Here is an 11,883-nt window from a genome sequence, read left to right as displayed (position 1 = left end):
GGAGGCGCTATGGTGCGGAAAGACCATAAACTATTTGTGCCTTAACGACACCCGGACTCCCATGGCCAGCATTCACGACCCCGCCCTGTTCCTCGCCCACGCCTGTGCGCTGGAGGAGGACGCCGCCAACCGCTTCACTGACCTGTCGGAGGCGATGAAGACCTACGGCAACGCCGAGGTGGCCGCCTTCTTCGGCAAGATGGCCGAGTTCTCCCGCCTGCACCTGGCGGAGGCGCGCAAGCGCTCCGGCTTCCGCGACATCCCGTCGCTGGCGCTGGAGGATTTCCAGTGGCCGGACGGCGAAAGCCCGGAGGCGGCCTCCATGGAAGGCTCGCACTACCTGATGACGGTGGACTATGCGCTGGAGCTTGCGCTCGACAGCGAGAAGCGCGGCCATGCCTTCTACGCCGACGTGGCGACCACGACCAGCGACCCGGAAGTCCGCATGATGGCCGAGGAGTTCGCCTCCGAAGAGGCCGAGCATGTGGCGGAACTGGAGCGCTGGATCGCGCGCTTCCCGAAGAAGCTGTAACGGATTTTAAGTGGGGTTCTCGCGTTGGGCCCCCACCCCGACCCTCCCCCGCCGGGCGGGGGAGGGAGATGGGCTTCGCGCCAAAATCCAGCGGCAGTCCCCTCCCCCGCCCAGCGGGGGAGGGTTAGGGTGGGGGCCCGGCGCGACGACGTTTCGAAATAAAGCCCCTGGCCTTACTTCGACAGGTCGGCGTACTCGTACTCGTACTTCTTGTCGGCTGGCTTGAAGGTCTTGAAAGCGGCGATGACGTCGTCCGCCGTCACGCCGGCCGGCACGTTCAGGATTTCGTAGACGACCGAGCTGCCGCTGGTCGGGCCGACGTCGGCGTTCCGGTGCGCCTGGGAAACCAGGCCCTCGCCGGCCCTCTTGATCATGATCGAAGCCATATCCGTTCCGTCTCCTGTTGCACGTCGCCCGACGCTTAATATCCATAACGCGAACAGGGTCATAGGGCCAACGGATAAATTGTCCGGATAAGGCGTCGGGGCACGGTCAGCGCAGGGCGGCTTCCTCGACGCGCGGCTGCGACAGCACCTGGGCGATCCCGGCGCTCAGCCACTGCGAGTAGGCCTTGCGCCCGTCCGGTCCCAGGGCGCCGCTGCGGCAATAGTTTGCGGATTTGTGCAGCGAGTCGGGGAAGCGCCAGACCGGCAGGCCCGGCTGCCCGCTCAACCGGGCCAGCGCCGCCGGCAGGTAGCTGTTGCCGGGGCCGTACATCCGCTCCTCGAAGGCCGTCGGGCGGCGCAGGTGGAGCAGGGCGACGCGCGTGCCCGCCGCCCGCGCCTGGTCGGCAAAGCGCCGCACCGCCTCGAAAGCCGGCGCCTCGGGATCGAGCGCGACGACGGACCGGGCCTCCTCGACCCGGCGTTCGACGTCGGCGCCCGTCCGGCCGTTGGGATCGGGCGCGCGACACGGCTTGTCGTATTGGATGGCGATCTGGTCGGCCAGATAGGGCTTGCCCTCCAGCGCCATGCCGGTCACCACCGATCCGTAGGAGCGCAGGTCGGCCAGCGGGTGGCGCCCGGCGAACAGCAGGTCGAGGTCGAGCAGCACGAGGTCGGGCTTGATCTTCAGGATGGCGCCCAGCATCGGCTCGAAGTCGGCGAATTGAGCATGCTCGTGGACGATGCGCAGGAACTGGAAATGTTCGACCCCGTCCCGCGCGGCCAGCTTGGCCATGCCGTCCTCGTCCAGCGTGGCGTGGCGCAGGGTCGGCCCGCCGAGCGCCACCACGACGGGCGCCCCCATGCCGTGGCCGGCCCGGTCGGCGGTCGCGGCGATGCGGTTCATGTTGTACCAGACGAAGGGCCGGTCGTAGAGGCTGTAGCCGGTCCAGAAGGCCCCGGCGGTCCCAGCCAGGAACAGCGCCGGGATCACCCCCAGCAGGACCAGGCCCAGCCGCCGACGGCGCTTCGGCCGAGGCGTCTTCGGTTGCGCCGTCTTCGATTGCGGTGTCGGCTGTGGTGGCGGTTCCGTCTCCGGCTCGTTCGTGATCATGTCAGTCCTGCTCCTGGCCACCGAATTCATCCAGCAGCGCGGTGCGCCGCACCTTGCCGTTGGCGGCGCGCGGGAAGTCGTCGCGGACGCGGATGTCCAGCGGGGCGCCACGGTGCCCCAGGGCCGCCAGCGCCCGCTGCTTCAAACGCTCGACGACCGGTTTCGGGTCCATCCCGTCCATCACGCGAACGAAGGCCAGCACCCGGTCCTCGCCACCCGTCCCGTCGCGCAGGACGCAGGCGACACCCTCGGCCACGGCGGGGTCGCGCTCCAGCAACCGGTCGATCTCCGTCAGGTGCAGCCGGTCGCCGCGCGCGGTCTTCAGCAGGTCGCGGGCCCGGCCGGTCAGGCGGATGGTGCCGTCCTCCTCGCGCAGGGCGAGGTCGCCGGTGTAGACCCAGCCGTCGCGGCGGAACCGGACGTCCACCTCCGGCCGCCCGTGATGAAATGGACGATGGTGGCCGGTCATCAGGTTGGCGCCATAGACGCGCAACTCGCCCACGGCACCCGGCGGCAGGGGCGCGCCGTCCGGATCGACGATCTGCAGCACCGCGTCGGCCGGGCGGCCGATGGTCCCGTCGGCGCGCCCCGCGGCGCCCAGCGCGCAGACCCCGCCGGTCTCCGTCAGCCCGTAATAGGTCATCACCGGTGCTTCGGTCAGGGCGCGCAGCCGTTCCACCGTCGCGGCCGGCAGTTCGGCCCCGGTGGAGGTCACCAGCCGCAGCCCGCCCAGCGCCCCGGGCGCAATCGCGCCGACGGCTGCGGCGAGGTCCTTCAGGGCGGCAGGCACGGCGCCGAGCACCGTCACCCGCTCCCGCGCGCAGAGGTCCGCCAAGCGGCGCGGGTGGGCGCGTTCCGCCGCGGTGGGCAGCACGGCGGTGGCCCCGGCCGCGGCGGCCACCAGCAGCGGGTTGCGCAGGCCACTCACCGCGTGGAACTCCGCCAGGGTCAGCAGCCGGTCCCCGGCGGTCAGGGCGCACACCCCGGCGAGCAGCCGCGCGGTCCGGACCAGCGAGCCGTGCGACAGCTCCACCGCCTTCGGGTCGCCCGTGGTGCCGGAGGTGAACAGGATGGCGGCGGTGTCGCGGTCGTCCGGTGGCTCGGTCGGGAGACCGGTGGGACCGCCGGAGGCCAGCCAATCGGCGAAGCGCAGCGCGGGCGCATCCACCCCCACCCCACTGCCAAGGATCACCGCGGGGCGTCCGCTCGCCCGCGCCGTGCCGGCGCGGCGGGCGTCGGCGAAGACCAGCGCCGGCCGCACCAGACCGATGGCCGCCAGGATCGCCGTCTCGCCCCAGGTGCTGTCCACCGGCACGACAACGAGGCCGAGCCGCGTGCAGGCCCAGACCAGCAGGGCGGCGTCCACGCCGGGCTCCGCATGGATCAGGACGCGGGCGCCCTTCGGCAACCGGGCGGCGGCGAGCCGGCGCGTGATCGCCTCCACCCGCCGTCCGGCCTCGCGGTAGGTGACCGGCGTGCCGCCGCCCGGCGGCACCAGAAAGAGCCGGTCGTCGTGCGCGGCCACCGCCGCGGCCCACAGGGCGGGCAGGGTGTCGCCCACCAACGACGCGCCCGAATCGGTCGGGCGCAGCGTCACCGCCCCCATCGCGGCGAGCGGGGCGATGTGCTCCAGCACGTCCCCAGCGGTGGAGCTTAGCCGGTCGGCGATGCCCCCAAGCGTCAGGCCGCGCCCGGCCCAGTACAGCGCGGCACATTGCCGCGCCGACAGGGACAGGGCGCCGCCCGGCCCCTCCGCCACCGCAAGGTGCAGGTCGAACCGGTGCTCCGGGTCGAACACGACCGCATGCCGGCCCGGCTCCTCCACATCGAAAGCTGCGGCGTTTTTCGGGCGCCGCGGGGCGGAAGGGGCGGGGTCCGGGCTGAACGGCGGCATGGGCGGGTCCTTCGTCGAACGGTCGTGCCGGGCGCGGCGCCGTCCGGGCGTCCGCGGTCCACGCCTGATAACGGTTGCCGGTGCGCCGGTGCCAAGCGGCTATCGGTGGTACTCCGATACCGGATGGCTTGCGGGTTGATGTCCCGTCTACGCCTTCGCCGTTCTGGCGGTACCCCATCCGTTTCGTGTAGTCTCACCCGAGAAGACGATGCAGGACCGAGGACGGGTATGAGCACCGAAATCCGCACCTTCATGATCCCCGACGCCAACGCGGACGAAGCGCAGGGCCACCTGTCCGCCTTTCTGCGCACGGTCGAGGTTCAGCGCATCGACACCGCCTATGCCGACGGCGCCTGGCGCGTGCTGGTCCTCTATCAGGACTTGCGGCGCAAGGAGGAGGCGATCCAGATCGAAGCGGCCATCAACGCCGCGCTCAACGGCTGGCGCGACCGGGCCGCCGCACGCGAAGGTCTTTCGCGCGAGTCGGTCCTGCCCGACGAGCTGGTGCCGGAGATCGCCCGCTTCGCTCCGACCACAGAGCGGGAACTGTCCGTCATCGTCGGCGCCCGCGACCTGGGGATCGGCCAGTACGGGGCGGAAATCGTCCAGGTCGTCCGTGCAACCCTCGACGAACTGATCGATTGAGCACGCTGCCCAGTGCGCGGTCCTATTACCCGAACGGGTAGGGTGCGGCGCGGCCTTCCACCAAAGGAAAGGTCACCGCAAACCTAAGTTGGATTTCCGCGCGCCACCGCCTGTGACAGCATGCCCGGGTATTGCTCAACGACGGGCAATAGGGACGGGCATCAGGAAGGGCGAGGGCCATGGTCGGTCCGTGCGGACCCAACAGGCGGATTCCCGACTACGCCGCCTTCGCGCAGCAGCTTGAGGCGTGCAGCCGCCTGCTGGCCGAACGCGCGGCGGAAACCGGTGACGACAGCTTCGACCGGGCGGCGCGGCAGCTCAGCCACCGCGCGGCGGAAATCCGCGTCAACCTGCAGTCCGCGGCGGAGCCCGAGTGCCCGATGCGGTCAGATCTTCTCGACCTTCAACCGTGTCCCGTCGGCGCCGACAACGCGCACCCGCGTGCCGGCGGGCAGGTCGGGACCCACGACCGTCCATAGTCCGTCGCCCACCTGGGCGCGCCCCAGCCCGTTGACGATCGGGCTGTCCAACGTGTGCATAGTTCCGATGTATTGCTCCGCCCGGCGGTTGAGGTTCGGCGTGCTGGTCGTGTGGGCCGACCGCGCCGCCAGCATCCGCACACCGACGACCGCGGCGATGGCGAGCAGGGCGAACAGCAGCCCCTGAAGCTCCCACGACATGCCCGGCCAGACGAACAGCGCCAGCCCGACGAGGCCGGCCGCCCCGCCCAGCCAGAGGAACGCCGCCCCAGGCGCCAGAATCTCCACGGCGCCCAGCAGGGCGGCCAGAACCCACCAGTGCCAGAACTCGATCATCGGGTGGTTATCCCTCGGGGGTTTTGTTCACCACCAAGACACCAAGGCACCAAGAATCAACGACGTGCCCAGCGCGAGGATTCTTGGTGCCTTGGTGTCTTGGTGGTGAATCCTCGTCACGTCGATGCTGCCGAATCGTCTCGGTTCCACGGCCCCTTCGGCGCTGCCGGTGCGGGCGTTGCCGCAGAAGGGGGCGGCCGGTTCGGGAAGGCCTCCCGCGCGATCTCCGCGATGCCGCCGATGGCGCCGATGACGTTCGCCGCCTCCAGCGGCAGGAACAGCACCTTCTGGTTCGGTGCGGCGGCCACGGCGGTCAGCGCGTCGACGTAGCGCTGGGCCACGAAGTAGTTGATGGCCTGCACGCTGCCGCCGGCGATGGCCTCCGACACGCGGCGGGTCGCCTCGGCCTCCGCCTGGGCGGCGCGCTCGCGGGCCTCGGCGTCGCGGAAGGCGGCCTCGCGCCGGCCCTCGGCCTGGAGGATGGCCGCTTGCTTGGCGCCTTCCGCGCGCAGGATGGCGGCTTGGCGCTGGCCCTCGGCTTCCAGGATGGAGGCGCGGCGGTCGCGTTCCGCCTTCATCTGGCGGGCCATGCTGTCGACGAGGTCGCGCGGCGGCTGGATGTCGCGGATCTCGATGCGCGTCACCTTCACGCCCCAGGGGTTGGTCGCCTCGTCCACCACGGTCAGCAGGCGGGCGTTGATCTGGTCGCGCTGCGACAGCAGCTCGTCCAGGTCCATGGAGCCCATGACCGTGCGCACGTTGGTCATGGTCAGGTTCAGGATGGCGAGCTGGAGGTTGTTGACCTCGTAGGACGCCTTGGCCGCGTCGATGACCTGGAAGAAGACCACGCCGTCCACCGTCACCATCGCGTTGTCGCGGGTGATGACCTCCTGCGAGGGGACGTCGAGCACGGTCTCCATCATGCTCTGCTTCTGGCCGATGCGGTCGATCAGCGGGATCAGCAGGTGCAGGCCCGGCTGAAGCGTGCGGGTGTAGCGCCCGAACCGCTCGACCGTCCATTCCTGCCCTTGCGACACGGTCCGCACGCCCAGCAGGACCAGCGCCAGCGCGAAGACCAGAAGCGCCAGCACGAACAGGGTAAAGCCGCCGACCACCATGCGCACCGCCTCCCGCCGTGAACCGGCAGAACGATGCCACGGCGGTGGGCTTCGGGCCAGCCGGCCTTTCCTCCCACGACCTTTTGCCGCGTCAGCCCAGCAGCGCGCCGATGGGCTTCAGCGGCTCGTGGGCGTCGAACAGGATCTTCAGGATGGCTAGGATCGGCACGGCCAGCAACGCGCCGGGGATGCCCCACATCCAACCCCAGAACAGGATGGAGACGAAGACCGCGATCGGGTTGAGGGCGAGCCGCCGCCCGACGATCATCGGCGTCAGGAAGTTGCCCTCCACCGTCGCCAACGCCACGAAGGTCAAGGGCGGGCCGAGGATGTTGAACAGCCCGTCGAAGCTCAGCACCGACACCAGGAACAGGATCGCCGTCACCATCGCCGGCCCGATGAAGGGGATGTAGTTGATCAGCCCGGCCAGCGTGCCCCACAGCGCCGCGTTGGGCAGCCCCCACATCCACATGGCGAGCGCGGTCGCCACGCCGAGGAAGAAGTTGATGACGGTGATGGTCGCCAGATAGGCGGCGATGTTCTGCTGCACCGTGGCCGCGACCATGGCGTAATGCACCCGGTCGTCCACGTCGCGCATGGTGCCGATCAGCGCCTCCAGGCTCTGCCGGCCGCGCGCCAGGAAGAAGTACAGCAGCACCTGCAGGATCACGACGTTGGCGATCACCGCCTCCACCTGGGTGAAGACCTGCTCGGCCAGCGACGGGCCGCGCACCACCACCTCGCGCGTCGCACCGTTCTGGTCGCTGGTGATCTGCTCCAACTGGCGCGACGCCTCGCGGGCGCGCTGGATGCCCTCGCGGATGTCGCCCAGCTTGAACTCCAGCTCGTGCAGGACGCGGGGCATGCGGTTGACCCACTCCACCGCCGGGGTGGACAGGGTGTAGGCCCCCATCAGCGCGGTCCCGAACAGCAGCACGACCATCACCGCCGCCCCGAGGCCTTCCGGCAGGCCGAGCCGGTAGAGCATGCGCACGCAGGGCCGCAGCAGCAGGCTCAGGATCAGCGCCAGCATGATCGGCAGCAGGACGTCGCGCCCGAAATAGAGCGAGAACAGAAGGGCGATGACGAACAGCCCCATGGTCGCCACCGCCACGACGTTGCGCGGATGCTTCGCCGGAGGGAGGGGGTCGGTCACCGGTTCCGGCGGGTCGGCCAGGGGAGGATCGATGGTGCGGTCGCTCATGCGCGTCGGGAACTCCGGGGCGTTGCACGCCGGATGGGGCGCTTGACGGGAAAGCGGACCCATCCGATTTAGGGGTATTCCGGGGCGGCACCCGCGGTCCCGGGATCGTGATGACCGGAGACCCCTTGCGATGCGCAGCCCGTTCCCTTCGATAAACATCCGCCGCGGCCTGTTGGTCCTGGCCCTTTCCGTGCTGCCTCCGACGGTTGGGTCCGGCACGGCCGCGGCGGCCGACGCGGTGGTCGGCCGCTTCTCCAACGACTGGACCGGCAACGGGCTTCAGGTGCAGGCGATCGAGGACCCGAAGGTGAAGGGCGTCACCTGCCATCTGGTCGATTTCGACCGCAGCGTGCTCGACCGCCTGACCAAGGGGAACTGGTTCGAGGATCCCTCCAACGCCTCCATCGCCTGCCGGCGCACCGGCGCCGTGGTGGTCGGCGACATCGACCTGTCGCAGAAGGGCGAGGAGGTCTTTTCCGAGCGCAAGAGCCTGATCTTCAAGGCGATCGCCATCCGCCGCATCTACGACCAGCCCAACGACACGCTGGTCTATGTGGTCTACAGCCGGCAGGTGAAGGAGGCCTCCGCGAAGATGTCCATCTCCACCGTGCCGCTGATCGACACGAACGCGCAGTGGAGCAAGGGAAAGCCGAACGGGAAATAGCGGGGCGTCTTGCAATCGGGCGCGCGAGACGCCATCATCAGGCTTGGGAGGCAGGGGATTGAGCCCCCCTGCCTCCCGGCCCGATGCCTACCGGTTCAGGAGATCAAGGATTGCCTTGACGACCTGGAACAGCAGGATCAGGAGTGTCAGGATCTTGTCCATCCTCGACGCCTCCGACTGAAGCGGCGGGGTGGTGGCCATCCACCACCCGTCCGCGCCCCCACCTCGCACGACAAAGTGGTGAATCGCAGGGATCGCAACACACATGCGTGTGCGACCGATCGCGCCTTTGCGTTTTCAGAGGTGGTTCAGCGCCGCTCCGCAACCGCGGCCCATTTGCGCCATGCCAGATAGGCGGCGGGGGCGAGCGTCACGATCAGGATGATGCGCACCATGTGGTGCGTGGCGACCAGCGCCACGTCGATGTTCAGCGCCAGCGCCACCAGCGTCATCTCCGCCAGCCCGCCCGGCGCGAAGGCCAGGATCAGGGCGGCGATGCCCAGCCCCGTCGCCGCGTCAACCGCGCAGGCGGCGGCCGTGGTCACCAGAAGCATAAGGCCGGTCAGGCCCAGCGCCGTCACCCCGTCCCGCCCGACGCGGCTGAGCTTCAGCCCGGTGAAGCGGCAGCCGAGCGCCGCGCCGATCACCACCTGCGCGCCGGCCACCAGCAGGCCGGGCGGCCGCCCCTCCGTCAGGCCGGCGAGGTGGATGCCGGCCGACAGCAGCATCGGCCCGACGATCTGCGCCGCGGGGACGCGCAGCAGCCGCGCCAGCGGGTAGCCCAGCGCGCAGAGCGCGAGCAGGGCGACGTCCACCGGGTCCAGCGCCGACAGCGCCGGCCCCAGCGTCCCGCGTTTGGCTGGGTCGTAGAGGCCCAGCGCCTGGAAGGCGAAGGGAATGACGATGACCACCAGCATGACCCGCAGCGCGTGGGCCAGCGCCGTGGTCCGCGTGTCGCCGCCCATCCGGGTGCCGACCATCACCATCTCGTTCAACCCGCCGGGCGTGGCGGTGAAATAGGCGGTGGCCGGGTCCAGCCGCGCCGTCCGTTGCAGGAACAGCACGCCCAGCACCGTCGCCACAGCGAGGTAGGCGGCAAGCCCGCTCAGCGACACTGTCCACTCGCCAAGACGGCCGAGGATCGCCGGTGTGAATCCGCTGCCCAGCATGACGCCCAGGATCATCACCATGGCGCCGCGCAGCGGCCTCGGCACGTGCAGGCGGACGCCGGCCATGGCCGCGGCCGTGGTGAACAGCATGGCGCCCATCAACCAGGCCAGCGGCAGGTGGAGCAGGTTGAACAACGCGCCCCCACCCGCCCCGATCCCGAGCGCCAGCGTCACGGGCCATGGCCCCTTGGGCGGCTGCCGGCGTATGGTTTTGGGGCGGACGGGTGGTGCGGGGTCGGTCACGGGACCAGACGGCCCAGCCGCACCGCGGTCTGGCCGGACTTCGGCCGGCGCGCGGGCATGATCAGCACGCAGTCGTCGTAGGGTGTCACGACCGTGCGCGCGCCGTCGCGGCCCAGCGGCGTGCCGGCGCGCGGGATGATCTCCATGCCGACATAGGGGGCGTTGAAGGTGAAGGTGTCGGTTTCCGCCGTAATCGCCTCCGTCACCTCCACCACGCGCTGCGGGTCGTCGTGCGGGCGCAGAATGCCTTCGGCCCAGGCGGGGTCGATCATCTCCTGGACCAGAAGGAAGCGCAGGCAACTTTCCAGCGCGGTAACCGCCGTCTCCTCCCGCCAATGCTGGCCGCATTCCACCAGGACGGCGGTGTGGTCGCCCTCCGGCTCGGCGAAGCCCGCATAGTCGATCAGGCGGCGGCCGGCGGCGTGGCCCTCGTCGGCGACGATCCAGGCCGGGTATCCCATCCGGCGGCCCAGATCCCGTCCGCGTACCGTCTGGCCGCACAGGACCAGCGGGGCGGTGTCGGCGGTCATGGAATGCAGGTCGAGGATGACGTCGGCGGCGTCGAACACCGGCCGCAACTGGCGCGCGCGGCGCAACTCCACGCTGTCGCGCGGGCCGTCCAGCACGTCGGGCGACCAGACGCGGTTGAAGTCCTCGTCCACGAAGCGGGAGGCGTAGGGCCGCTCCGGGTCGAAGCCGCGGTAGGCGGCGGTGTTGGCGAAGACCAGGGTCAGGCGCCCGCGGTTGGGCTTCAGCCCGATGCGGAACAGCCGGTCCAGGGCCACGGCGCCGCCAAGCTCGTTGCCGTGCACCAGCGCGCAGATGACCGCGTGCGGCCCCGGTCGGCCGCCGTCCAGGGTGGTGACGTGGTCGATGCCGGTGTTGCCGCGCCGGTAGGGAGCGATGTCCGGCGGCGTCAGCTCGATGGGGGGCAGCAGCTCGGTCAAGCGGATCTCGCGATTCGGGCGCCGTTCGTCGACCAGTGAGTATGGCGGAGACAGCGGCGGCGCGCCAGTCCCGGCACTGTTTCCACAGTGTCGAATGCCGTGTCGAAGCTCTTACCGCTGTATGACGGTTTTTGGTCGACGCCTTCCCGGCCTTCGTCTATATCCGACCCATCCGCTTTGGCGTGGATCCTCCCTCTTCCGGGCCTCTTTCGGGCGGGCGGGGCGCTTCGCCGGCAACGCATCGGGGACACCGGGTTCAGGCATGCGGGTTCAGCCATGAGCTTCGTGATCGAGGACGTGCTCGTCCGCAACGATCCGATCGGCCGGCGCCTGCCGGTGCTGTTCGATTCCCCACACAGCGGCCATTCCTACCCGCGGGACTTCGCCTTCACCTGCCCGCTGCCAGTTTTGCGGCAGGCGGAGGACACCCACGTCGACGAACTGTTCTCCCACGCGCCGGAGCATGGGGCGACGCTGCTCTGCGCGCTGTTCCCGCGCACCTACATCGATGCCAACCGCGCCGTCGATGACATCGATCCGGCTCTGCTCGACGGCCCCTGGCCGGAGCCTCTGGCCCCGACCGAGAAGAGTGCCGCGGGCATGGGGCTGATCCGCACGCTCTGCCGGCCCGGCTTGCCGCTCTACGACGGCAAACTGCCGGTCGCCGAGGTGTCGGAGCGCATCGACCGCTACTACCGCCCTTACCATTTCCAGGTCGCCGCCATCCTGGACGGATTGTGCGCCAGCTTCGGCGCGGTGTGGCACGTCAACTGCCACTCCATGCCCTCGGCCATGGCGCCGGGCATGCGCCGCGGCGGCGGGCCGGACTTCGTGGTCGGCGACCGCGACGGCACTACCTGCGAGCCGGCGTTCGCGGCGTTGGTCGCCGACGTGCTGACGGGACTCGGTTATTCGGTCGCGATCAATGATCCCTACAAGGGGGTGGAGCTGGTCGCCCGCTATTCCGACCCAGCGCGCGGGCGCCATTCCCTCCAGCTGGAGATCAACCGGCGCCTCTACATGGACGAGGAGACGCTGGAACGGCACGACGGCTTCGCCCGCCTCCAGGCCGACCTCGGCACCCTCATGCACCGCATCGGCGTCCACGCCGAATCCCGCACCGCCCGCCGCGCCGCGGAGTGATCAGCCTGTAGG

12 protein-coding genes are annotated in these 11,883 nt (G+C 70.1%); 4 read left to right on the top strand and 8 right to left on the bottom strand.

All coding sequences use genetic code 11. The features are described from left to right. Positions 1 to 61 precede the first annotated feature (61 nt). Positions 62 to 532, top strand: coding sequence for a ferritin-like domain-containing protein (locus tag M2351_RS12015; protein ID WP_264656292.1), 471 nt, complete (start codon positions 62 to 64; stop codon positions 530 to 532). A gap of 173 nt (positions 533 to 705) precedes the next feature. Here the strand turns inward: M2351_RS12015 and M2351_RS12010 are convergent, their stop codons facing one another. The 3 genes from M2351_RS12010 to M2351_RS12000 form a co-directional block, all read right to left on the bottom strand. Continuing rightward, positions 706 to 918: a hypothetical protein gene (locus M2351_RS12010; RefSeq protein WP_264656291.1), complete on the bottom strand. Its 213-nt coding sequence runs from the start codon at positions 916 to 918 to the stop codon at positions 706 to 708. Between the two features lie 106 nt (positions 919 to 1,024). Beyond that, the gene (locus tag M2351_RS12005) at positions 1,025 to 2,029 is read right to left on the bottom strand and encodes a hypothetical protein (RefSeq protein ID WP_264656290.1); all 1,005 of its coding nucleotides are present in this window, start codon (positions 2,027 to 2,029) and stop codon (positions 1,025 to 1,027) included. A 1-nt stretch (position 2,030) separates the two neighbouring features. After that, positions 2,031 to 3,923: a class I adenylate-forming enzyme family protein gene (locus M2351_RS12000; RefSeq protein ID WP_264656289.1), complete on the bottom strand. Its 1,893-nt coding sequence runs from the start codon at positions 3,921 to 3,923 to the stop codon at positions 2,031 to 2,033. 228 nt (positions 3,924 to 4,151) lie between these two features. On the opposite strand from M2351_RS12000, the gene M2351_RS11995 reads away from it, so the two are divergent. Then, positions 4,152 to 4,568: an HRDC domain-containing protein gene (locus tag M2351_RS11995; RefSeq protein ID WP_264656288.1), complete on the top strand. Its 417-nt coding sequence runs from the start codon at positions 4,152 to 4,154 to the stop codon at positions 4,566 to 4,568. A gap of 386 nt (positions 4,569 to 4,954) precedes the next feature. Here the strand turns inward: M2351_RS11995 and M2351_RS11990 are convergent, their stop codons facing one another. The 3 genes from M2351_RS11990 to M2351_RS11980 form a co-directional block, all read right to left on the bottom strand. Further along, positions 4,955 to 5,383 carry an NfeD family protein gene (locus M2351_RS11990; protein WP_264656287.1) on the bottom strand — a complete coding sequence of 143 codons (429 nt, stop codon included), beginning with the start codon at positions 5,381 to 5,383 and terminating at the stop codon, positions 4,955 to 4,957. 116 nt (positions 5,384 to 5,499) lie between these two features. Then, positions 5,500 to 6,501, bottom strand: coding sequence for an SPFH domain-containing protein (locus M2351_RS11985; protein ID WP_264656286.1), 1,002 nt, complete (start codon positions 6,499 to 6,501; stop codon positions 5,500 to 5,502). 91 nt (positions 6,502 to 6,592) lie between these two features. After that, positions 6,593 to 7,705 (bottom strand): AI-2E family transporter, encoded by a 1,113-nt coding sequence (locus M2351_RS11980; protein WP_264656285.1) that lies wholly within the window; start codon positions 7,703 to 7,705, stop codon positions 6,593 to 6,595. Positions 7,706 to 7,835: 130 nt separating this feature from the next. Between M2351_RS11980 and M2351_RS11975 the strand changes: the two genes are divergently transcribed. Next, entirely contained in the window at positions 7,836 to 8,369 is a 534-nt protein-coding gene (locus tag M2351_RS11975) for a CreA family protein (RefSeq protein WP_264656284.1), read from the top strand. Positions 8,370 to 8,677: 308 nt separating this feature from the next. Here M2351_RS11975 and M2351_RS11970 read toward each other — a convergent pair whose 3' ends face one another. Both M2351_RS11970 and M2351_RS11965 read right to left on the bottom strand, forming a co-directional pair. Continuing rightward, on the bottom strand, positions 8,678 to 9,712 hold the full coding sequence (locus M2351_RS11970) for an AbrB family transcriptional regulator (protein WP_264656283.1): 1,035 nt from the start codon (positions 9,710 to 9,712) through the stop codon (positions 8,678 to 8,680). Between the two features lie 65 nt (positions 9,713 to 9,777). Continuing rightward, positions 9,778 to 10,728 (bottom strand): M14 family metallopeptidase, encoded by a 951-nt coding sequence (locus M2351_RS11965; protein WP_264656282.1) that lies wholly within the window; start codon positions 10,726 to 10,728, stop codon positions 9,778 to 9,780. Positions 10,729 to 11,004: 276 nt separating this feature from the next. Here M2351_RS11965 and M2351_RS11960 point away from each other — a divergent pair, with 276 nt between their 5' ends. Continuing rightward, positions 11,005 to 11,871 carry an N-formylglutamate amidohydrolase gene (locus M2351_RS11960; RefSeq protein WP_264656281.1) on the top strand — a complete coding sequence of 289 codons (867 nt, stop codon included), beginning with the start codon at positions 11,005 to 11,007 and terminating at the stop codon, positions 11,869 to 11,871. Positions 11,872 to 11,883: the final 12 nt, after the last annotated feature.

This window comes from Azospirillum canadense, assembly GCF_025961225.1.
GTDB lineage: Bacteria > Pseudomonadota > Alphaproteobacteria > Azospirillales > Azospirillaceae > Azospirillum > Azospirillum canadense.
The sequence above is the reverse complement of the archived record's forward strand: the minus strand, read 5'-3'. Positions and strand labels throughout refer to the sequence as shown.